Source organism: Streptomyces sp. XH2 (assembly GCF_049725035.1).
Taxonomy (GTDB): Bacteria; Actinomycetota; Actinomycetes; order Streptomycetales; family Streptomycetaceae; genus Streptomyces; species Streptomyces roseoverticillatus.
The window spans coordinates 648,151-667,407 of record NZ_JBMMMZ010000001.1 but is presented as its reverse complement, the minus strand read 5'-3'; the positions used below and the strand labels follow the sequence as shown (position 1 = coordinate 667,407).

Annotated in this window: 20 protein-coding genes and 1 pseudogene; 11 read left to right on the top strand and 10 right to left on the bottom strand. The window is 70.9% G+C overall.

Annotated features, from left to right (window positions below):
* Positions 1-37: 37 nt before the first annotated feature.
* Positions 38-1,063: a GlxA family transcriptional regulator gene (locus ACOTKD_RS03130; protein ID WP_424887262.1), complete on the bottom strand. Its 1,026-nt coding sequence runs from the start codon at positions 1,061-1,063 to the stop codon at positions 38-40.
* Between the two features lie 52 nt (positions 1,064-1,115).
* On the opposite strand from ACOTKD_RS03130, the gene ACOTKD_RS03125 reads away from it, so the two are divergent.
* Positions 1,116-1,511: a cupin domain-containing protein gene (locus ACOTKD_RS03125; RefSeq protein WP_424887261.1), complete on the top strand. Its 396-nt coding sequence runs from the start codon at positions 1,116-1,118 to the stop codon at positions 1,509-1,511.
* 152 nt (positions 1,512-1,663) lie between these two features.
* Positions 1,664-2,269 (top strand): CAP domain-containing protein, encoded by a 606-nt coding sequence (locus ACOTKD_RS03120; protein WP_424887260.1) that lies wholly within the window; start codon positions 1,664-1,666, stop codon positions 2,267-2,269.
* A gap of 115 nt (positions 2,270-2,384) precedes the next feature.
* Here ACOTKD_RS03120 and ACOTKD_RS03115 read toward each other — a convergent pair whose 3' ends face one another.
* Together ACOTKD_RS03115 and ACOTKD_RS03110 are read right to left on the bottom strand one after the other, a co-directional pair.
* On the bottom strand, positions 2,385-2,699 hold the full coding sequence (locus ACOTKD_RS03115) for a hypothetical protein (protein WP_424887259.1): 315 nt from the start codon (positions 2,697-2,699) through the stop codon (positions 2,385-2,387).
* A 108-nt stretch (positions 2,700-2,807) separates the two neighbouring features.
* Positions 2,808-4,862, bottom strand: a complete 2,055-nt coding sequence (locus ACOTKD_RS03110; RefSeq protein ID WP_424887258.1) for a serine/threonine-protein kinase — start codon at positions 4,860-4,862, stop codon at positions 2,808-2,810.
* A 149-nt stretch (positions 4,863-5,011) separates the two neighbouring features.
* On the opposite strand from ACOTKD_RS03110, the gene ACOTKD_RS03105 reads away from it, so the two are divergent.
* From ACOTKD_RS03105 to ACOTKD_RS03090, 4 genes are all read left to right on the top strand, one after another.
* The gene (locus ACOTKD_RS03105) at positions 5,012-6,025 is read left to right on the top strand and encodes a winged helix-turn-helix transcriptional regulator (protein ID WP_424887257.1); all 1,014 of its coding nucleotides are present in this window, start codon (positions 5,012-5,014) and stop codon (positions 6,023-6,025) included.
* A 333-nt stretch (positions 6,026-6,358) separates the two neighbouring features.
* Positions 6,359-7,126 (top strand): DUF4232 domain-containing protein, encoded by a 768-nt coding sequence (locus tag ACOTKD_RS03100; protein WP_424887256.1) that lies wholly within the window; start codon positions 6,359-6,361, stop codon positions 7,124-7,126.
* Between the two features lie 72 nt (positions 7,127-7,198).
* Positions 7,199-7,816: a DUF1707 SHOCT-like domain-containing protein gene (locus tag ACOTKD_RS03095; protein WP_424887255.1), complete on the top strand. Its 618-nt coding sequence runs from the start codon at positions 7,199-7,201 to the stop codon at positions 7,814-7,816.
* Positions 7,813-8,352 (top strand): N-acetyltransferase family protein, encoded by a 540-nt coding sequence (locus tag ACOTKD_RS03090; protein ID WP_424887254.1) that lies wholly within the window; start codon positions 7,813-7,815, stop codon positions 8,350-8,352. Before ACOTKD_RS03095 ends, ACOTKD_RS03090 begins: the two co-directional genes overlap by 4 nt.
* 58 nt (positions 8,353-8,410) lie before the next feature.
* Here the strand turns inward: ACOTKD_RS03090 and ACOTKD_RS03085 are convergent.
* From ACOTKD_RS03085 to ACOTKD_RS03070, 4 genes and pseudogenes are all read right to left on the bottom strand, one after another.
* Positions 8,411-9,444, bottom strand: a pseudogene (locus ACOTKD_RS03085) (cytochrome P450 family protein).
* A 66-nt stretch (positions 9,445-9,510) separates the two neighbouring features.
* Positions 9,511-10,512 carry a TIGR04222 domain-containing membrane protein gene (locus tag ACOTKD_RS03080; RefSeq protein ID WP_424887253.1) on the bottom strand — a complete coding sequence of 334 codons (1,002 nt, stop codon included), beginning with the start codon at positions 10,510-10,512 and terminating at the stop codon, positions 9,511-9,513.
* A gap of 114 nt (positions 10,513-10,626) precedes the next feature.
* A complete protein-coding gene (locus ACOTKD_RS03075) occupies positions 10,627-11,502 on the bottom strand; it encodes a DUF692 domain-containing protein (protein ID WP_424887252.1) in 876 nt (291 codons plus the stop codon).
* Positions 11,503-11,710: 208 nt separating this feature from the next.
* A complete protein-coding gene (locus tag ACOTKD_RS03070; protein WP_424887251.1) occupies positions 11,711-12,391 on the bottom strand; it encodes a class I SAM-dependent methyltransferase in 681 nt (226 codons plus the stop codon).
* A 302-nt stretch (positions 12,392-12,693) separates the two neighbouring features.
* Between ACOTKD_RS03070 and ACOTKD_RS03065 the strand changes: the two genes are divergently transcribed.
* From ACOTKD_RS03065 to ACOTKD_RS03055, 3 genes are all read left to right on the top strand, one after another.
* The gene (locus ACOTKD_RS03065) at positions 12,694-13,662 is read left to right on the top strand and encodes a MerR family transcriptional regulator (protein WP_424887250.1); all 969 of its coding nucleotides are present in this window, start codon (positions 12,694-12,696) and stop codon (positions 13,660-13,662) included.
* A gap of 45 nt (positions 13,663-13,707) precedes the next feature.
* On the top strand, positions 13,708-14,217 hold the full coding sequence (locus ACOTKD_RS03060; RefSeq protein WP_424887249.1) for a metallophosphoesterase family protein: 510 nt from the start codon (positions 13,708-13,710) through the stop codon (positions 14,215-14,217).
* A 232-nt stretch (positions 14,218-14,449) separates the two neighbouring features.
* The gene (locus ACOTKD_RS03055) at positions 14,450-14,662 is read left to right on the top strand and encodes a hypothetical protein (protein ID WP_424887248.1); all 213 of its coding nucleotides are present in this window, start codon (positions 14,450-14,452) and stop codon (positions 14,660-14,662) included.
* Positions 14,663-14,736: 74 nt separating this feature from the next.
* On the opposite strand, the gene ACOTKD_RS03050 is transcribed toward ACOTKD_RS03055, so the two are convergent.
* On the bottom strand, positions 14,737-16,026 hold the full coding sequence (locus ACOTKD_RS03050) for an MFS transporter (RefSeq protein ID WP_424887247.1): 1,290 nt from the start codon (positions 16,024-16,026) through the stop codon (positions 14,737-14,739).
* 78 nt (positions 16,027-16,104) lie between these two features.
* On the opposite strand from ACOTKD_RS03050, the gene ACOTKD_RS03045 reads away from it, so the two are divergent.
* Together ACOTKD_RS03045 and ACOTKD_RS03040 are read left to right on the top strand one after the other, a co-directional pair.
* Positions 16,105-16,992 carry a LysR family transcriptional regulator gene (locus ACOTKD_RS03045; RefSeq protein ID WP_424887246.1) on the top strand — a complete coding sequence of 296 codons (888 nt, stop codon included), beginning with the start codon at positions 16,105-16,107 and terminating at the stop codon, positions 16,990-16,992.
* Positions 16,993-17,102: 110 nt separating this feature from the next.
* Complete coding sequence (locus ACOTKD_RS03040; RefSeq protein WP_424887245.1) at positions 17,103-17,711, top strand: hypothetical protein; 609 nt, start codon at positions 17,103-17,105, stop codon at positions 17,709-17,711.
* Positions 17,712-17,850: 139 nt separating this feature from the next.
* Here ACOTKD_RS03040 and ACOTKD_RS03035 read toward each other — a convergent pair whose 3' ends face one another.
* Positions 17,851-18,222, bottom strand: coding sequence for a cupin domain-containing protein (locus ACOTKD_RS03035; protein ID WP_424887244.1), 372 nt, complete (start codon positions 18,220-18,222; stop codon positions 17,851-17,853).
* 135 nt (positions 18,223-18,357) lie between these two features.
* Positions 18,358-19,122, bottom strand: a complete 765-nt coding sequence (locus ACOTKD_RS03030) for a hypothetical protein (RefSeq protein WP_424887243.1) — start codon at positions 19,120-19,122, stop codon at positions 18,358-18,360.
* Positions 19,123-19,257: the final 135 nt, after the last annotated feature.

The window sequence follows — 19,257 nt, the reverse complement described above, 5'->3', positions numbered from 1 at the left end:
CCCGGCGCCACCCCAAGGAGGGACGGGGCACCGGACTTCACCTCGTCCCCGGGCCGAACCGCTGCCGGTACGCCGAGGGCGTGAGGCCTCGCTCGCGGCGCATCAGCGCGCGCAGGTTGGCGGCCGTGCCCAGCCCGCTGCGCCGTGCGACGGCATCCACCTGGGTGGCGCCGCGCTCGATGAGGCGGCACGCCAGAGCGAGGCGTTCCCGGGTGAGCCAGGCCAGGGGGGTGGTGCCGAGCTGGGCCCGGAAACGGCGGTGCAGGGTCGCCGGGCTGACCGCGGCGCGCGCCGCCAGGTCGGACACCGTCAGGGGCATCTCCAGGTGCTCCTGGGCCCAGGCCAGGACGGGTGCGAGGGACTCGTCGGGGAGGTCGGGGACGGGGCGTTCGATGAACTGCTGCTGCCCGCCGTCCCGGTGGGCGGCGAAGACCAGCCGCCGGCTGACCGCGTTGGCGGCATCGGCCCCGTGGTCGCGGTGGACGATGTGCAGCCCGAGGTCGAGCGCGGCCGCGCTGCCCGCGGCGGTGAGGATGTCCCCGTCGTCGACGAAGAGCACGTTCTCCTCCAGGCGGACGGCGGGGAAACGGGCCCGGAAGGAGTCGGCCCACTGCCAGTGCGCCGTGGCCCGGCGCCCGTCGAGGACCCCGGCCTCGGCGAGGGTGAAGGCGCCGCTGCACAGGCCGACCAGCCGCGCACCGCGCGCGTGCGCCCGCCGGATCGAGTCGAGGACGGCCGGTCGGCGGGGCACGTCGACGTCGGGACGGTTGGGAACGATCAGGGTGTCCGACGCGTCGGCCGCCTCCAGGCCGGCGACTCCGGTGAGGGTGAAGAACCCGTCCCGCATCAGGGTGCTCGGCTCGGGCGAGCAGAGGCGGAAGTCGTACAGCGCGCGGCCGATCTCGGGCCTGCGCAGGCCGAAGACCTCCGTCGTGCAGCCGAGCTCGAAGGGGTTGGAGTTCTCGTCCACGATCACGACGACCCGGTGCGGTCCCGTCTCCCGTGCGGGGCGCGGCTGCTGGGACGGAGGCGGGGAGCGGTGGTGCGAGGAATCTTGCGGCATGTGCGATTCCTAGCACTCACGCAGGGCGGGCTCAACCGGCGACGATGCCTGCATGAGCAACGAACCCATCGCCCTCGGCAAGGCCCTCGCATCCTTCGACGCCTTCTGGAGCCCCCGCATCGTCACCCGTGTCAACGACTACGACGTCCGCGTCGCCAAGGTCCGCGGCGAGCACCTCTGGCACGTGCACGACGAGACCGACGAGTTCTTCCTGGTCCTGGAGGGCGAACTGAACATCTCCTTGCGGGAACCGGCCGGGGAGCGCACGGTCCGCCTGCCGCAGGGCACCGTCTTCACCGTCCCGCGGGGTACGGAGCACAAGCCGTCCTCCGCCACCGGCGCCGAGATCCTCATGTTCGAGCCCACCGGGACGCCGACGGTCGGCGACCGCCACGACGGGATCCCCGACCATGTCGACGCGACGACCGGCCACCTCCTCGACTGCTGACGGGCGACCCTGCCGGTCGTAGCCGAATCCGCAACGCCCGAGCACCGGGCCGGGCACGTCGTTCCAGGCGTGCCGGGGCGTCCGAGGGGTGGTGCGGGAGCGTCTTCCGGGCCGGGGCGAAACCCTGGGCCGGGGCGCACGTTGTGCCGGGCATGACCACACCGAGCTACAAGCACAGCGCGCGACGCGCCGCCGTCTCCGCGTCTGTCCTGACCGCCGCCCTGGCCGCCGCCGCCCTGCTCGTTGCCGTGCCGCCCGTGCACGCGGCCGTGCCCGGGCCCCGGGCCGGGACGGCGGCCGTGGACCGGGCGCCTTCCGGACCCGCGCGGCAGGCCTACTACCCGAACGTGGACCGGATCGTCTGCGAGATGAACAAGGAACGCGCTAACCGGGGGCTGGCCGCGCTGCTGATCTCGGAGCCCGTTTCCAACGCGGCGCGCAGCCACGCCCGCGACATGGCCCGGATGGGGCGGCTCACCCCGACCGGCAGTGACGGACAGGACCTGCGCGCCCGGCTGAACGACGCGAACGTGTTCTCCTCCCACATCCTCGAGTACCTGTTCTACGGCTACAGCCACGACGGCTACTTCGCGGACATGGCCACCGATCCGGACCCCGGCAACGACTTGTACAAAGGCTTGATGAACCGCGACACGGTGGCGGTCGGCGTGGGCTACGAGAACCGGTACTGGGACGTGGTCCTCGTCGGCAAGCACCGGAAGCTGGTGACCCGCCCGTCGTCGTGCGGCGGCGCCTGACCGGCCGTCCGGACGGACCCCGCCCCCACGGCCGGCCGTAGCCGGGGCGACACGCCACCGGCAGGCCCGGTTTCGGTGGCCGTGGGGGAGGACCGTTCCTCGATCGTCTGCTGCCCTAGTGCGGATTGAAGATGACGCTGGCGAAGCGCGCGCGACTCGGCGCGGCCTGACCCGACGCCAGCCGCGTGGCGGTCCCCTTGCACCTCTTGCGGGAGTAGACGACGACCGGCTGCCTCGTGGCGTTGTGCGCGCCGCGCGCTTCCTGCCCGAGGTCGTAGCACTTGTTGTCCGGCGGGTTCTGGATCGAGTACGGCCGGCCCTGGGGCCCCACCCAGGCGAACGTCCCGTTCGCGGCGCCCGCGGAGCCCGTGCCGGCCATGGCGAGGCCGAGCCCGGCGAGTGCGACGGCGAACGGACGGAGAATGCGCATCATGGTGTCCTTCGTGAGCTGCGGAAAATACGGCAGAAAGCGCCGATACCCGAACCAACGGTTCAGCTGAACCGAAGGAAACGGTCTGATTCCGGACCCGGCCACCGCTCAGCTGTCGCGGAAGACGGTCGTGCAGAGCAGCACTTCGTCGTCGTTCACCAGCCAGGCCCAGTACCGCGTCCGGTCGTACGCACCCTGGCGGCAGTTGCCGGCGTTGGCGCCCGAGGGGGCCCGGTAGACGCCGCTGATGTGCATGACCTGGTTGTACGCGGCGGGCACGCGCTGCGCCCGGCAGTCCACGGCCGTCATGGGGCCGATCGTGATGCTGTCGCCGGACTGCTTGCCGAGCAGACAGTAGTTCTTGAGGTAGATCCGGGTCACGCAGAGCTTCGTGGTCCTCCCGGAGCCGGAGGAGGCGTACGTCCACGAGGCCTTGCCCACGCCGCTGGGGCAGACGCTGCCCGCCGTGCTGGTCACCCGGACGAGGCCGGCCCACTGGCTGCTGCAGGACACCGGCTTCGGGGGGACATCGGCGCTCCAGGCGATGGCACCGCCGCCGCGGCCGGTGTCGTACACGGGCAGGCAGTCACCGGCGGAGACGGCCTTGAACGCCTCTTCCTTACGGTCGGGAGCAGTGTCGCGAGGGCGGTCGGACGTTCCCGGTTCGGGATCGTCGCGCTCCTTGCTGCCGCTGCCGCTGCCGGTCGCGGTCCCGGTGTTCGACTGCCTGTCGGTGTCCGGCCGCCCCGGCGACCGTGACGGGCTGCCGCCGAGGCCCAGGGTGGTGCCCGAAGAAGTGCTTCCGCCGCCGCTGCTGCGGAACGGGCTGTCCGACGCGCGGTGCGACGCGTCGCTCGCGCGGTCGGACGCGGCGTCGCTGTTCTTCCACGGCTGCCAGATCGCGAACGCCACGACGAGCAGCGCGACGAGCGCCCAGACGCCGGCGTTCGAAGCGTTCTTCCGGTTCTGGTTCCGGTTCCGTTCCTCCTCGGCCCGGCGCCTCGCCTCCTCGGCCCGGCGCCTCTCCTTTTCCCTGCGCTGCCTTTCGGCCTCCTGCGCCCTGGCACGTCTGGTGGCCTCAGCCAGGTCGCGCAGTTCCCGCTCCCTGCGCTCACGGGCTTCGCGCGCCTCCCGCTCCCGCTCCCGGCGCGCCTCCCGCTCCGAGGTGTCGAGGAGGGTGGGCGGCGCCGGCGGCGAGGGGCAGGTGTGGTCGTCGGCCATCGCCGTCGTGCCGCCCCGGTCCGCGCTCAACGCCCGTCCGTGGGCCTCGTAGGCGGTGATCAGCGCCGTCCACCGCGCCGGCAACCGGTGCTCGGCTCGCCGGCGTGCGGAGGCGGAGGTCTGATCGGCCATCTCCAGCAGCTTCACCAGGAGGTCGTCGAGCTTCGGGCGGCGGCCGGGCTCGGCTCTCAGGCACGGGCGGATCAGCGGGGCGAGTTCCGCGGGCAGGCCTTCCAGAGCGATCCGGTTGGACTGTACGCGGGCCAGCCGCTGCAGGGGTCCGTCGTCGGTCCGGGGGTAGGGCGGGTGGCCCACGGCGAGATGGAAGAGCGTGGCGCCGAGCGAGAAGACGTCGGACGCCTTGGTGGATCGCTGACCGAGAGCCTGTTCCGGCGAGGTGTAGTCGATGGTGCCGAGCGTCAGCGACGTGCTCGTCCTGTCGCTGGCGTGCGAGATACCGAAGTCGATGACGAGGGGGCCGGTCAGGGGCAGCAGGATGTTCTGGGGCTTGATGTCGCGGTGGACGACCTCCTTGCCGTGCAGGGCGATGAGGGCCTGCACCGTCCCGGCCGCGACCCGGGTCAGCGCCGCCGGCGGCAGCGGCCCCGCCTCGCGGACCAGATCCCCGAGCGACGGCGCGGGGACGTATTCGATGGCCATCCAGGGGCGGTCCGCGCGCGGGTCCGCGTCGAGCACGCGGGCCGTGTACTCGCTGTCGATCCGCCGGGCCAGGTCCACTTCGCGGGCGAACCGCTTCCGGTCGATGTCGCTGACGAACCCTTCGGCAAGCAGCGTCTTGACCGCGACGAGCGGCCCGTCGGCCGCGGACCGCGCCAGGTAGAGCCGTCCCATGCCACCTGTGGTGAGCCGCCACAGGAGCCGGTACGGCCCGAGTCTCTTCGGATCGTCCGCACCGAGTGGCCTGATGCCGATGCCTGCCATCCCCCGTCCCCTCTGCTCGCCCTCTCGGGCCCCGCACAGACGCTTCGTTTCACTCTCGCTGGTTGATCAACTCTCCTGTCCCTCAAGCCGGTTGGCCGCTACTGTAGAAAAGCTAAGGAGCAACTATCAATAGATAAGGAAACTTCGGCATGGGGCGCAGCTACGACCAGTTCTGTCCCGCGGCCCGCGCCCTGGACGTGGTCGGTGGCCGCTGGACCCTGCTGATCGTGCGCGAGCTCCTCCTGGGGCCGAGGCGGTACACCGACCTCGCCGACGGGCTCCCCGGCATCGGCCCGAACGTCCTCGCCGAGCGGCTGCGCGCGCTCCGCGAGGCCGGTGTCGTCACCCAGGCCAAGCTCCCGCCCCCGGCCGCGACGACGGTCTACGAGCTGACGGAACTGGGCGCGGCCATGCGCCCCGTCGTCGACGAGCTCACGCGCTGGGGGCTGCGCTTCCTCGACGTCCCGCCGCGCCCCGGGGAGCGCTTCCGGATCGGATGGCTCCTCGGCTGCGTACGGGCCGGCTTCCGTCCTGAACTCGCCCGTGGGGTCAGCGAGACGTACGAGGTCGACGTGGACGGGGACGTCTTCCACCTCCGTGTCGAGGACGGCACGCTCGACGTGCGCCACGGCCCGGCCGCAGGGCCCGCCGCGGCCTGCGTCCTCACCACGGATCTCGCCACGTTCATGGCGCTGGGCGCCCGGCTCCTGGACGTCCCGGACGCGCTGCGGCGGGGCCTCGCCCGCATCGAAGGAGGGCCCGGCGCCGTCGACGCCGTCCGCCGGGCCGTCAGCATCGTCGGGTCCCACCTGGACGACACGGGAGGCCGGCACGGCATCATCGGCGCCGTCGGCGCCACCTTCCGGCCGGAGGCGGCGCGGGGCGTCCACGAGACGTACGGGTTCCTCCTCGGCGAGTTCGCCTTCCACGCCCGGGTGGAAGACGGCACGCTGCAGATGTGCCCGGGCCCCGCCGACGACGCGGACGCCACGTTGAGCACCGACTTGGCCACGTTCCTCAAGCTGGGAGCAGGCACGCTGTCTCTGGAGAGCGCTTTCGCCACGGGGGCCGCCACGGGCATGGGGGATCCGGGCGCGGGACTGCGCATGGCGAGGGTCTTCGGAGTGCCGCTCACCGCTGCCGATACGGCTGCGGAGGCCTGAACCACCCTCCGCCCTCTATGTCCTGACTGTGACACAAGAGTGTGGTGTGAGTTATAACAGGGCATGGTCCAGACCTGTTCCACTCACTCCGTGCGCAGTATCTTCCGCGTCTTCCGCGCTCTTCCCGTTGCCCTGTCCGGTGCCTTGCTCCTCACAGCGTGCGGATCGCAACCGGCCGGTTCACGGCAGGACGGCCGGTCACCGGCCGGGGCCTCCGGCTCGGCCGGTCCTTCCGGCGCGTTCTCCTGCGGATCGCAGCCTTCCGGTGCCGCCACCGCGTCCGCCGCTGCCGCCCCGTCCGGAAGCGGCGGCAGCGAGCCCGGAAAGGACGGTGTGAGGATCACCGGTGTCGGCCGCGGCCCGCATTCCTGCTTCGGGTTCGAGGTCACCAACGAGGAGAAGGAAGCCCTCAGCTACACCGTCACCTTCACTCTCCTGTCGGGTGCCGGGGCCGCGTTGAAGACGACGAAACAGACAGTGCCGGCGGTGAAGCCCGGCGAAACCACACAGCGCATCGTCGACATGAGCGAACTCCTTCCGAGCACGCAGGACGGCGCGCGTGTGCGGATCACGACGGTGAGGAGCGTCCCCGCCGGCGAAGCCCCGTCCACGGGCGGCCCCTGCCCCTCTTCGGGAGTGCGCGTGTACGCGGACGAGGACGGCGATGCCGCCATGGGGTTGCGCGTCCTGGCACTCCACCTGGAGAACTGTGGCACCCAGCCCTACCGGCTCAACGGCTACCCGCAGTTGCAAGTCCTCGACGAGAAGCATCACGTCGTCAGCGGTGTGGAAACCGTCCGGGGCAGCGACGTCGCGCAGAGCACCGGGGCCGACGGGGTGCCTCGGCCCATGGCCCTGAAGCAGGGCGAGCGGGCCTACGCCGTCCTGGTCTGGCGCAATACGACCGGAGGCGGCGCCGCCGTGAACGCCCCTTACGCCCGGGTGCGGGCGCAGTCCGGCGCCGCCCCCGTGATGGTGACCCCGGAACTCGACCTGGGCACGACGGGGAAACTCGGTGTCGGACCCTGGAAGAAGGACGACACGCGCGCGCCGGGTGCCGAAGGTACGTCCGGAGCGGCGGGCGGCCGACCCGCCCCGTAGGGGGTGGATCAGGGGTCGTTCCAGGGTCTTCCCCGGGGCGGCCGGGGCAGGTGCCTCTCTACGCTTGTGTCCATGACAGCAGGGTTCTCAGAGGTCGCTCCCCGGAGCGAGCAGCGCGCGTCCCACACCGACCGCGAGATGGTCGTCCGGCGCCTTCAGCAGGCGGCCGTCGAGGGCCGCATCGACTTCCATGAGCTGGACGGACGGCTCGAACAGGCGCTCAATGCGAAGACCTACGGCGACCTGGCGTCCCTGACGGCCGATCTGCCGGGCACGGAGGGGGAGGGCAGGGGAAGTGCGCAGGGCCGCCCCCTGGTTCTCAAGGGCGGCCTGCACGGTGTCGTCCGGAAGGGCCGCTGGACGGTCCCGCCCCGCTTGACCGCTCACGGAGGCATGGGAGGCGTCGTCCTCGACTTCACCCGGGTCGAGTGCTCCCTGCACGTCGTCGACATCGAGGTCCACGGCCAGATGGCGGGCGTCACGATCGTCATACCGGACAGCTGGTCCGCCGAGACCGACGACATCGACCCCGGGCTCGGCGGCGTCAAGGACAGGACCACTCCCGACCGCGTCCTGGATTCCCCTTTCGTTCGTGTCACCGGCACGGGCGGCATGGCGGGCGTCGTCGTCCGCCATCCGAAGGGGCGGGAGCGGCGTCAGCTGGAGCGCGAGGTGAAGGCGATCGCATGACGGGGAGCACAGCAGGCGTCACCGCGGGCATCACACCGGGCATCCGCGTCCGGCCCGGGGCGGAAGGCGATCTCGCCGAGCTCACCGGGATCTACAACCACTACGTGGTCCACACCCCGGTCACCTTCGACATCGATCCGGTCACCGTCGAGGAGCGCCGCGCCTGGCTGGAGTCCCACCCCGCCACCGGCCGCCACCGCCTGCTCGTGGCGGAGGAGGCGGGCCGGGTCCTGGGTTACGCCACCAGCAGCCCGTTTCGCGCCAAGCGTGCGTACGAGACCTCGGTGGAGACCAGCGTCTACCTGGGACCCGGCCACACAGGGCGTGGCCTGGGCGGCCTGCTGTACCGCGGCCTCCTCGAAACCCTGGCGCACGAGGATGTCCACCGTGCGTACGCCGGCATCACGCAGCCGAACGCGGCGTCGATGCGACTGCACGAACGCTTCGGCTTCCGCCCGGTGGGCCTGCTCGGGGAGGTGGGCCGCAAGTTCGGCACCTTCTGGGACGTGGCCTGGCTGGAGAAGCGGATCTCCTAGAGAACATGTCCCCTCCTCCCCCTCGCCCAAGGGGGGCAGGGTGGCCGCCCCGTCGGCCCTACTGCGGTGCCGGCTCCGGACGCAGCCGGACGGGAAGGATCTCCGTGCTGTTGCCCACGAAGCCCGGGTGCCGGGGCAGGTCATCGTCGGGTACGGCGAGGGCGAGGTCCGGGTAGCGGTCGAAGAGGGCCGCCAAGGCGGTCGTCGCTTCCAGCCGGGCCAGCGCCGCGCCCAGGCAGTAGTGCGGGCCGTGCCCGAAGGAGAGGTGCCGGACCGGGGGCCGGCGGGTGACGTCGAAGCGGGAGGCGCCGGGGCCGTATGCCCGCTCGTCGCGACCGGCGGAGGTGTACGAGGCGAGCACCGGGGTGCCCCGGGGAATGACCGTGTCACCGACCTTGAGGTCACGGACGGGGTAGCGGAAGGGAAAGAGGCTCACGGGACTGTCGTAGCGGAGGGTCTCCTCGACCACATCACTCCAGTCGGCCTTTCCGGCGCGTACGAGCGCGAGCTGTTCCGGGTGCGTGCACAGTGCCCGTACCGCGTTGGTGATGAGGTTGAGGGTGGTCTCGTGCCCGGCGATGACCATCAGCAGCAGGGTGCCGGTCAGTTCACCGTCGGTGAGCCGGTCGCCGGCCTCGGCCTGCGCGGCCAGGAGGGCGCTGGTGAGGTCGTCACCCGGGGCGGCGCGGCGCCGCGCGACGACGATGCCGAGGACGTCGGACATGGCTCCACGCGTGGCCGTAACCCCTCGATGCGGCGAGGCGTGAAGACCTGGGTGACCAGTCCGCGCAACCGCCGGTGGTCGTTCCCGTCCGCGGTGGTCATGCTCTCGACGGTGGCGACGGTGGTGAGCGGCCACCCCGGCGGTACGGCTCCCTCGCGCAGTGCCGTGAAGTGGCGGGCGTTCTTGGCGACGTCGGGGTGGGTGAGGAACTCCTTCAGCTCCTCGTACCGGGTGACCGCAAAGGCGGCGACTTCGCCGGGCAGGACGACGGGAACGGCGGGGCCCTGCGCACGTAATCGCTCGTTGGCCGCGTGCTGGCCGGCTCCTGCGGGATCGAGGCGGTGCGGTGCGTCGGACGGGTCCGGCATCGGGGGCTCCTCGTGGGTGCGGACGGTGGTTGACGACGAGGTCTGCAGCAGACGGAGGGGGCTCTGTCAGCCCCCGCAGCCGCCGCACCCTCCTCCACATCCGCCGCAACTGTGGCCCCCGCAACTGCTATGGCCTCCGGCCGGCTCGCTGCTGCCACCGCATCCGCCCCGGCTCGATGGCGTGAACCCGCTTGCATAGCCGGCGGCAGCCGCACTCGCCGCGGCGGTGGCGGTGGCTGCGGTGGCTGCCGACCGCCGACTGCTGACGGATGCGGCAGTCCTGAACTCGTCGAGAAGCGTTTGCACCTCGTCGTCCGCCATACCCGGAACGTGGCTGGTACTGCCCAGCGCAAAGGGTTTGATCGTCGCGGTGGTCTCCGTGGCGAGCCCCGCATCGGCCGGCTGCCAGGCAGCGTCGCCCTGCAGCGACGCGAGCTGTTGCCGGTGGCCGTTGCCGATCCTGAAGGGGTCCGGAATCCGATAGCGAACAACCGGTACGGAGCCCAGCGCCAGAAGGAGAAGGAAAGCGAGCAGGGAGGGCAGGCCTCCATTTCCGGTCGCCGTGGCGAGCGGTACGGTCACGACCCCGACGACAAGCGCCGCGACGAGCATCCAGCCGTGGAATGCCCGGGACTTGGCCAGTTTGCGGAACCGGTCCACCCCGACGGGCTGCGGCATAACTCCTTCACGGGTCAGCCGTAGGCCGATCGCCCGGATTGCCTCGCTGGTGCGCACGCCACGGGCCAGTTCACGCAGCGCCCTTTGCCGGGTGGGACCGGCCGCGTCGACGATCGCGGCTTCGACGCCATTGCGCGGGGCGGGATCCGTCACCGTGGCCGTGCCGGAGCGGGAAAGGATCAGCCTGCCTTCGAGGCGCATGGCCAGGAAGGCGGTCACTGCTGCGTGCGCCGTACCGCCGTGGAGGTAGGCGGCGTCGTACAGAGAGAGCTCCTGCGCCGGGAGTCCACCCGGGGCGGAGGAGCGCTGCAGGGACAAGAACGTTTTACGGAGGTGCCATGTGCCCGCAACCACGAGTGCGGTACAGATGAGGAAGGGTATGGTCCACATGAATTCCCCTCGGTTCTCCGGGCGATTGACGCCGAATGAGCCGGGCAATCGAGATGATACGGCCCGCGGTGCGGGTCTGCTCCGTCATCTTCTCCTGCTTGTTGCGGTCCCCGGTCACTTGGAGGCGGGGAGCGCGGGCAGTGCGGGCGGCCGGGGGCGTTCCGCCGCATTTCCCTGCAGCACCTTGCGGATCATCTCCAGTTCACCCGCCAGTTCGCGAGGCGGGGGGTAGTTGCCGTCCCGCTCCAGCAGCACTCCGGGAGGCTTCATGCGCCCGCACAGTTCCGCCAACAGTTCAAGTACGGGATGGGAGAGGGGGTGTTCGTGCGTGTCGTACCACACCCCGTCGATCAGCCGGCCGCCCGCCACGTGGACGTACGAGATCATCTCCGTCGGCAGCGCGGCGATCTCGGCCGCGGCGTCCAGCCCCAGATTGACCTGCCTGGTGTAGAGGTTGGCGACGTCGACGAGCAGCCCCACGCCCGTCCGATCGGCGAGTTCGGCAAGGAACTGCGCTTCGGACAGCTCATCCTCGGGCCAGGCGAAATGAGGGGCGATGTTCTCCAGCGCCAGCGGTACGGGCAGCTCCTGCTGTGCGATCCGGACGTTCTCCGCGATCACCTCCAGCGCCTCGCGGGTGCGCGGTACCGGAAGCAGGTGCCCCGCCTCCATCCCTCCGCTCCTCACGAAGGCCACGTGTTCCGTCACCAGCGGAGCGTCCAAAGCCGTCGCGACCCGGGCGAGCCTTTCCAGTCGCGCCGTGTCGGGAGTGTCGGCGCCGCCCAGGCCGAGGGCAACGCCGTGCGGAATGACGGGGACTTGACGCTCACGCAGGAGCCGGATCGATGTCGGCAGGTGCTCCGGACAGATGTTCTCGGCGACGACCTCGATCCATTCGACGCCCGGGAGGTGCTCCACGACGATGTCGATCTCGTCCCGCCAGCCGATGCCCACCCCGAGCGCAGGCCAGGTTCCATACGGTTCGTCCATGACCATCCCCCTTTTGTGCCCGTCGGCCGCCCCCGAACACGGCTTCGTTCCGACGGTACGCCAACGACGGCATGCGTGAGGGAACCGGGCAGGTGGGCACCGCGCTGAACCGTGCGCCGAGCGCCGGCCGTCCGCGACGACGTCGCCGGCGTCGGCGACAGTGCCGACGGCAGGGGCGGGGCCGGCGGGCGGGCCTGGTGGATGCTCCCTAGGTCGCGAGGACCGCGCGTACCCAGATGCGGTCCTCCGTCAGGTACGCGTCCACCTTCAGGCCGGCCTCCGCCAGGGCGGCCTCGAACTGTTCTGCCGTCAGAGGCCGGGCCAGGAACGTCTGCGTCCACGTGGCGTCCGGGAACTCGTACTCCACGCGGAGCGAGTTCACCCCGTCACCGGCCGGCTCCACCGAGGCGACCCGCGTGGTGAAACCGCTGGGGTCGGTGCGCTCGCGCGGCACGTTCGTGTGGTAATCCTCGCCCTCGCGCTGGATCAGTACGCAGCCGCCCGGCGCGAGATGCCGGGCACAGGTGCGCAGCAGTGCCCGCCGCAGTCCGGCGTCTCCGGTGTGCACGAGGAAGGAGGCGAGCAGCACCACGTCGTACGTCTCGCCCAGGTCGAGGTTCTCGATGGGGCTGCACACCGTGCGTGCCCCGCGCACACGGTCGAGCATCTGCGGCGACTCGTCCACGGCCGTGACCGTGAAGCCCCGCTCCAGCAGGGGCCGGGTCACACGCCCCACCCCGCACCCCAGCTCCAGGATGCGCGCACGCGCCGGTACGGCGGCCGCGATGATGTCGGGTTCTTCCCCGACGGGCAGACGCGCGTAGAACTCGACGGCACAGCCGTCCGGAGTGATCTCCCCGGGCCCGGTGCCGTGATGTCCCGGTCTCATGGTCGTCCCCATGCCCCGCCAACGAAGCACGTGTTGCCGCAGTTCCCCATGCCACCGGCTTCTCGCGTCGCTTCTCGCGCGTACGAGGCCACGGCCGGCCGGGACGCCCGGACAGTTGCACGCCGTCAACCGCGCCAATGCGGAAGCCCTCTTTCCGCGGCTTGCCGGAGGCCGGTAGCAGCCCCGCCCCGGGGTCGGGGGTGTGGAGTCCATGAACGGCGATCCGTGAAAGCCTCCGGACAGGAGTTGACCTTGCCCTTGAGGGCAAGGTTTAGCGTTCGTGGAGATGAACGGTGAGCGGCATGAAGATAGGTGAGCTGGCCGGACGCGCCGGCGTGACGATCAAAGCGGTGCGGTACTACGAATCGCTGGGATTGGTCGCCCCACGCCGTCTGGCCAACGGGTACAGGGACTACACCGAGGACGACGCGCGTCTGGTGCGCGAGATCAGGACTCTCAGCAGTCTCGGCATCCCGGTCGAGCGGACGCGGCCGTTCCTGGCGTGCCTGGCGGCCGGACGGCAGCATGCCGACGACTGCCCGGAGTCGCTGGCCGGCTATCGCGAGGCCGTTGACGAGCTGACCGAACGGATCGAGGCCCTGACCGCCCGCCGCGCGATCCTCATGCACCACCTGAGGCAGGCCGCCTATCGGAACAGCAGCATCCCATTCCCCGACGACGGAGAGCACGGAGAACACCCCATGAGCGACCTGCACCGGCTGCCTGAGAATCTGCCTGTTCCGGAAGACGACGGGGCGGCCGACCACCTTCCGGGCCTGGTGGTGCCCCGCATCGAGCTGGCCAGCACCACAGGCGAGAAGGTCTGCATTCATGCACTGGGCACCGGCCGCACGATCGTGTACGTCTACCCGCTCACGGGCCGCCCCGACGCCGACATCTCGCACGGCTGGGAGGCCATTCCCGGAGCACGGGGCTGCACCGCGGAAGCATGCGACTTCCGCGACCACCACCATGAGCTTCTCGCGGCCGGAGCGCAGGGAGTCTTCGGCCTGTCCAGCCAGGACACCGGCTATCAGCGCGAGGTCGTCGAGCGGCTCCGGCTGCCGTTCGCGATGCTCTCCGATCCTCGGCTGAGCCTGGCCGCAGCGCTCGGCCTCCCCACGTTCGCCTTCGACGGGGTGACGCTGTTCAAGCGGCTCACTCTCGTCATCCGTGACGGGGCGATCGAGCACGTCTTCTACCCGGTCTTCCCTCCCGACGCCCATGCCCAGCAGGTCTTGGCATGGCTGCGCGACAACCCTGCGGAGTAGCGCTCCTGCCAACCGCGGCCGTGGCCCGGGGATACAGTGCCGTTCATGCGGCTGCTCCTGACGTCCGACACCCACGTGCCCGCCCGGGCCCGGGCACTGCCGCAGCCGCTTCTCGACGCGATCGACGATGCGGATGCCGTCTTCCATGCCGGTGACTGGACCGATACGGCCACTCTGGAACTGTTCACCGCCCGTGCGCGCCTCCTTGTCGCCGTCTACGGCAACAACGACGGTCCCTGCCTGCGCGCCCGCCTGCCCGAGATCGCTCATGCCGAGCTCGGCGGAGTGCGCTTCGCGGTCGTCCATGAGACCGGCCCGGCGCAGGGCCGGGAGAAACGCTGTGCCGAACGCTTCCCCCGCACAGACGTCCTGGTCTTCGGCCACAGCCACATTCCCTGGGACACCACTGCACCCGGTGGCCTGCGCTTGCTGAATCCCGGCTCTCCCACCGACCGGCGCCGCCAGCCTTACCGTACGTACATGACGGCTTGTGCGGTGGACGGGACACTCACAGAGGTGACCTTGCACCGCATCGAGGCGGCAGAGGCCCGATAGGCCGATCGGGTCGTCGTCTCCGCGGGCGGCGTCGGTCCTGCATGTGCTGACGGCCTCCGGGTACCCGGGTGACGTCCCACCGCGTCCGTGCGGAGGGGAGAACGCTCGTGATCACGGAGGTGGCCGAGATGGCCCGGCACCAGCCCAAGGACGCACGCCACGAGCCTCGCGAACGGGCTCGTGGGGCACGGGAGCCGGGGGCGCGCTCCGGCCACGGCAGGAGGACTCGGCCATGAGCGGCCGGCGCGACGAGAAACCAGCGGGACGCGGCAAGGCCGTGCCCCGCGACATGCAGGACCAGCAGGCGAGGGTGGCTCCGGAGCGCGGCACGGCGGGCCCGCCTGCCCGCCGGGGCCGGAAGAACGCCAACGCTGAGGCCCCTGGCGAGCGAACCGGCAGGAAGGGCGGCACCGGGGAAGCAGCGGAGGACGAACCCCCGGACTGAAGCTCGTCCCAGCTCACCAGCTCACCAGCTCACCGGCTCACCGGGCCGGATCACCGGGTCACTGGGTCACTGGGTCACTGGGCAGTGTCCGCCGCAGTCGGCTTCGGACGGGCCACCGGGGACCGGGCGACGGTGATGGTGCGCGATGCCTGGTGGCGTGTTGACCGGGGCTCGGCCAGCCAGACCAGGACCAGGGCCGCCGAGAGCGCTGCGCCCAGCACGCAGACTCCGGCCCAGTGGTACGCGCTCCACACGGCCGAGGTGAGCGCGGAGCCCAGGGCGCCGCCGACGAAGTAGGAGGTCATGTAGGCGGAGTTGAGCCGGTTGCGGGCTTCGGGGCGGAGCGCGTAGACGAGGTTCTGATTGCTGATGTGCACGCCTTGGACGGCGGCGTCCAGCACGATCACTCCGGCCAGCAGGGCGATCAGGGACCAGGCTCCGCCGAAGCCCCCGAGCCCGAGCAGTCCCCAGGAGGCGAGCAGGAGGACGGCGCCGATGCCGGTGACGCGGTGGACCAGGCCGCGGTCGGCCAGCCGCCCGGTCACCGAGGCCGAGAGGGATCCGGCGGCGCCGACGAGGCCGAGCAGTCCGATGGCGGAAGCGGACCAGTCGTAGGAGGGACCGGAGAGCAGGAAGGTCATGGCGGTCCAGAGCACGCTGAAGGCGGCGAAGGACAGCCCGCCCATCAGAGCGCGGCGCCGCAGCACCGGTTCGTGTGCGAAGAGCGCGAAGGTGGAGCCCAGCAGCCGGGGGTAGGACAGGCCGACGGGGGTGCGCAGCCGGGGGAGGGCGCGGTACAGGAGGACGGCCATGACGGCCATGAGGACGGCGTTGACCCAGTAGACCGTGCGCCAGCCGCCGAGACCGGACAGCAGACCGGCCGCGGTGCGGGCGAGCAGGATGCCCAGCAGCAGGCCGGTCATCACCGTGCCCACGGTGCTCCCGCGCTTCTCCGGCGAGGCCAGGGTCGCCGCGTAGGGGACGACCACCTGCGCGGCCACCGAGGTGAGCCCGGTCAGTGCGATGCCGGTCAGCAGCACGGCGGCGTTGGGCGCGCTCGCTGTCACGACCAGGAAGGCGGCCGTTGCGGCGCACAGGCCCGTGGCCAGCCCGCGGCGTTCGGCGAGGTCGCCGAGCGGCACGAGCAGGATGAGGCCGAGCGCGTAGCCGACCTGTCCGACCGTGACCACCAGGGCCAGAGCTCCGGCGCTCATGTGCAGATCGCGACCGATGATCTCCAGCAGGGGCTGTGCGAAGTAGTTGCCCGCGACGGACAGGCCGCAGGCCACGGCCATCAGGAGCAGGGTGCCGCGCCCCAGGCCCTGTCGGCCGACCGGTGTGTCAGGTATTCGTGCAGATGGCATGTAAGGAGTTTCCGTCGCGACGATCGATGAGTCCAACACATTGTTTTCATGCAAACCATCTCGATTTACGATGGATGGATGGAGCTCCAGCAGATGCGCTACGTGATCGCGGTGGCCGAGACCGGCGGCTTCACGCGTGCCGCGGAGCGCTGCCACGTCGTGCAGTCCGCCCTCAGCCACCAGATCGCCCGCCTGGAGAAGGACCTCGGAACCCGCCTGTTCGACCGCACCAGCCGCAGCGTGCGCCTCACCGCGGCCGGAGAGGCCTTCGTGCCGGTGGCCCGGCAGGCCGTGGAAGCGGCCGACCGGGCCCGAGCCGAGGTCGAGGCGGCGACCGGAGTGGTCCGGGGCCGGCTGGCCGTCGGCGCCATCTCCACCGTCGCCGCCGTCGACCTCGCCGACGTCCTCGGTCGCTTCCGGGCCGGCTATCCGGAGGTGCGCATCAGCCTGCGCATGGGGATGAGCGAGGAACTGATCGAAGGAGTACGGCAGGGTGCGCTCGACGTGGCCTTCATCGGGCTGGTGCCGGGCACGCGTCCCAAGGGCGTCCGCGTCAAGAAGATGGCGCACGGCGAACTGGTCGCCGTAGTGGCGCCGGAACACCCGCTCGCCGGTACGAAGCGGACGGACCTGCAACGGCTGGCCCAGGAGTCGTTCGTCGACTTCCCCACCGGATCGGCGGCACGGCGCCAGCGCGACGCCGCCTTCGAAGCCGCGGGCCTCACGGCCGAAGCCCCTTTCGAGATCACCTCCGTCGAATCCCTCGCCAAGCTCGTCCGGGCCAATCTCGGCATCGGCATGGTCCCCGAGGCCGTCGCCGGCGAACTGCGCGGCCTGCACGTCCTCCGTGTCCGCAACGCCCCCACCCGCGAGGAACTCCTGGTCTGGAACAACCTCGGGCCCTCCCCGGCGGCCGCGGCATTCCTCTCCGGCCTCGGCATCGACCCGTCCGAACGGTCTGCGTGATCACCTGTTCGTCCGCCGGGCTTGCAGCGGGCGATCAACGCAATCAGTGATCAAGCAGTGCAAGGGGAATATTCCCGCCTAACAGTCGCCTTCCGGGTGAGGTGCCCATCATGGACAGGACATTCACGGGAGAAGAGTTCTTCCAAGCGCTCAGCACCGACACCGTCACGGTTCCCCTCACCCTGACCGGCATGGCCAAGACGGCCGATGCGGCGGGTGCGATCCGGTTCGCCCTGGGGACGGCGTGCAAGGACTGGATCACCATCCCCGTCCCGCTCATCGATCATGTCGAACCCCTCCAGCACGTACCGTGTGACGATCACGCACATCCGCTCGTGCGGCTCACGCTCAAGGACACCGGCACACCGGAGTTCACGGTTCTCACCTCGTTGCTGCGACTCGTGCGGCAGCAGGCGCCGCCGTGCGGAACCTCGCCTCGGCGCGCAGGAGTCGCCGCACCCGCGCCTCGGCAACCCGCCCGTGTCGACCTCTTCCCACCGGGACGGCACGTGCCGGGCGGCGTGACGGAGCCCGCCGGAGCCGCTGCTGCCGACACCGGGGCTGCGTGTCTCGACGGCGACACGAAGTGCGACGCCGCCGGAGTCTGCTGGGGATGCTGTGCAGGCGACTGGTTCAACCTCGGGCCGTGCGTCTTCGGCCTGACCTACGGCTGCAATGGAACCCACTACAAGGCGGTCAGCTGCTGGCCGATCGGCTGAACCGCCCGAAGCCAGGGTCAGAGACAGGACCAGGTTTAGAGACAGGACCAGGACCAGGACCAGGGGCAGAGACAGGGCCAGGGGCAGGGCCAGAGGAGGCGCCGGCCTCAATGGGCCTCACGGGCCTGACCGACCTCGCCTACCCCGCCCGGCGCTTGGCGTATTCGGCGAAGCCCTGCCAGTCGATCACCACGCACGGCTCGTCACCGATGACCCACGCGTCATGCCCGGGCGGGCAGAACATGCAGTCGCCGGGGCCGAACTCGTCGTCCTGCCCGTCGTCCATGACGACCTTCATCCGGCCCGAGACGACATACGCCAGATGGGGAGCCTGGCAGCTGTCGGTCCCGGCGATCGGCTTGACGTGCTGGGACCACCGCCAGCCGGGTTCGAACGTCGCCCGGCCCACCGGCCCGGCGCCCACGTCCACCAACTCCAGCTGCCCCTTGCCGTCCTCGAAGGGGCGCACTTCCTCCGGCGAAGCGAAGTTCTTGCGTACGAGTCCGGCCACGAGCACTCTCCTCCGGCGAATCGGCTGTCCAGAACATCTAGCCACGGGCGCCGGCGCACGGCGAGCGCTGCGGTCCGGGCGGGTGGCCCGGCAGGGGCGGGCACCCGGAACAGGGGCGGTACCCGCTCAGCGCAATCACTGAAGCGCCCGGCGCAGATGGTTCCGGGCGAGCTCGGCCATGACCGTCTGGGTCTTCGACGCCTGTTGCGGGGCGCAGTTGAGGCCCCGTTCCAGGGCGGTGCGCCGCAGCAGGTCCTGGGCGTGCGGGGCGTCGGCCGACCGGGCGCGCAGAGAGAGTTCGAGGAAGTGCAGCCCGTCGTCGCCGATCCGCCAGAACTCGGCGGTGAGCGGGTGGGGCAGGCCCTGAAGGGGGAGCTTCCATTTGATGGCCCGGACGGGCCCGAGAGCGACGGTGTCCTGCAGATGGCCGTCGAGGACCCCGGCGCTCGCCAGCAGGTCGCGTTGGTCCGGGGTGAGCCGGAGCGCGGCGGCGGCTCCGTTCTCGTCGACGGGATGCTCGAAGGGCCCGTCCGCCTTGAGCGAGGCCGACCAGACGCGGTCGGAGCCGTTCCAGTCCTCCTCGATCTTGAATTTCCATCCCTTCCCGTTGCGGTTCTCGCGCCACCTCGCGGGCAGGGCGGCCGGGTCGCACGGGCGCAGCTTCGTCGTGAGGTCGCTCTTGTCGTCCCCGGCCGGCTTGCGCAGCCGGATGATGGCCCCGGCCTCCGCGAGGGGGAGGCGGATGCCGCTGCCTTCCGCCTGCGGGGCGTCCCAGAAGTAGACGTTGAGGTGCTTCCCGTCCTCGGGCGCGAGAGCCAGCGAACGGCAGGCGTCCACCGCTGCCTCACCGACAAAGATGATCTTGATTTCAGCTTTGGCGTTCCTGAACGTGTCCCCCATGTCGCCCTTTATGGCATAGGGGGAGTGTGCGCGCCAATAGGTGGGCGTACCCCGTGCGACAACCATCCGTTGTCGGCCGGGCGGATGTGTTGTTGGCCGAGCCGCCACCCCGCCTTGTCAGATGGTCCCCGGACG

Excerpts from the sequence above, each read along its gene's own strand:
- ACOTKD_RS03130 (WP_424887262.1), bottom strand. The coding sequence starts at position 1,063 with ATGCCGCAAGATTCCTCGCACCACCGCTCCCCGCCTCCGTCCCAGCAG.
- ACOTKD_RS03125 (WP_424887261.1), top strand. The coding sequence starts at position 1,116 with ATGAGCAACGAACCCATCGCCCTCGGCAAGGCCCTCGCATCCTTCGAC.
- ACOTKD_RS03120 (WP_424887260.1), top strand. The coding sequence starts at position 1,664 with ATGACCACACCGAGCTACAAGCACAGCGCGCGACGCGCCGCCGTCTCC.
- ACOTKD_RS03115 (WP_424887259.1), bottom strand. The coding sequence starts at position 2,699 with ATGCGCATTCTCCGTCCGTTCGCCGTCGCACTCGCCGGGCTCGGCCTC.
- ACOTKD_RS03110 (WP_424887258.1), bottom strand. The coding sequence starts at position 4,862 with ATGGCAGGCATCGGCATCAGGCCACTCGGTGCGGACGATCCGAAGAGA.
- ACOTKD_RS03105 (WP_424887257.1), top strand. The coding sequence starts at position 5,012 with ATGGGGCGCAGCTACGACCAGTTCTGTCCCGCGGCCCGCGCCCTGGAC.
- ACOTKD_RS03095 (WP_424887255.1), top strand. The coding sequence starts at position 7,199 with ATGACAGCAGGGTTCTCAGAGGTCGCTCCCCGGAGCGAGCAGCGCGCG.
- ACOTKD_RS03090 (WP_424887254.1), top strand. The coding sequence starts at position 7,813 with ATGACGGGGAGCACAGCAGGCGTCACCGCGGGCATCACACCGGGCATC.
- ACOTKD_RS03080 (WP_424887253.1), bottom strand. The coding sequence starts at position 10,512 with ATGTGGACCATACCCTTCCTCATCTGTACCGCACTCGTGGTTGCGGGC.
- ACOTKD_RS03075 (WP_424887252.1), bottom strand. The coding sequence starts at position 11,502 with ATGGACGAACCGTATGGAACCTGGCCTGCGCTCGGGGTGGGCATCGGC.
- ACOTKD_RS03070 (WP_424887251.1), bottom strand. The coding sequence starts at position 12,391 with ATGAGACCGGGACATCACGGCACCGGGCCCGGGGAGATCACTCCGGAC.
- ACOTKD_RS03065 (WP_424887250.1), top strand. The coding sequence starts at position 12,694 with ATGAAGATAGGTGAGCTGGCCGGACGCGCCGGCGTGACGATCAAAGCG.
- ACOTKD_RS03060 (WP_424887249.1), top strand. The coding sequence starts at position 13,708 with ATGCGGCTGCTCCTGACGTCCGACACCCACGTGCCCGCCCGGGCCCGG.
- ACOTKD_RS03055 (WP_424887248.1), top strand. The coding sequence starts at position 14,450 with ATGAGCGGCCGGCGCGACGAGAAACCAGCGGGACGCGGCAAGGCCGTG.
- ACOTKD_RS03050 (WP_424887247.1), bottom strand. The coding sequence starts at position 16,026 with ATGCCATCTGCACGAATACCTGACACACCGGTCGGCCGACAGGGCCTG.
- ACOTKD_RS03045 (WP_424887246.1), top strand. The coding sequence starts at position 16,105 with ATGGAGCTCCAGCAGATGCGCTACGTGATCGCGGTGGCCGAGACCGGC.
- ACOTKD_RS03040 (WP_424887245.1), top strand. The coding sequence starts at position 17,103 with ATGGACAGGACATTCACGGGAGAAGAGTTCTTCCAAGCGCTCAGCACC.
- ACOTKD_RS03030 (WP_424887243.1), bottom strand. The coding sequence starts at position 19,122 with ATGGGGGACACGTTCAGGAACGCCAAAGCTGAAATCAAGATCATCTTT.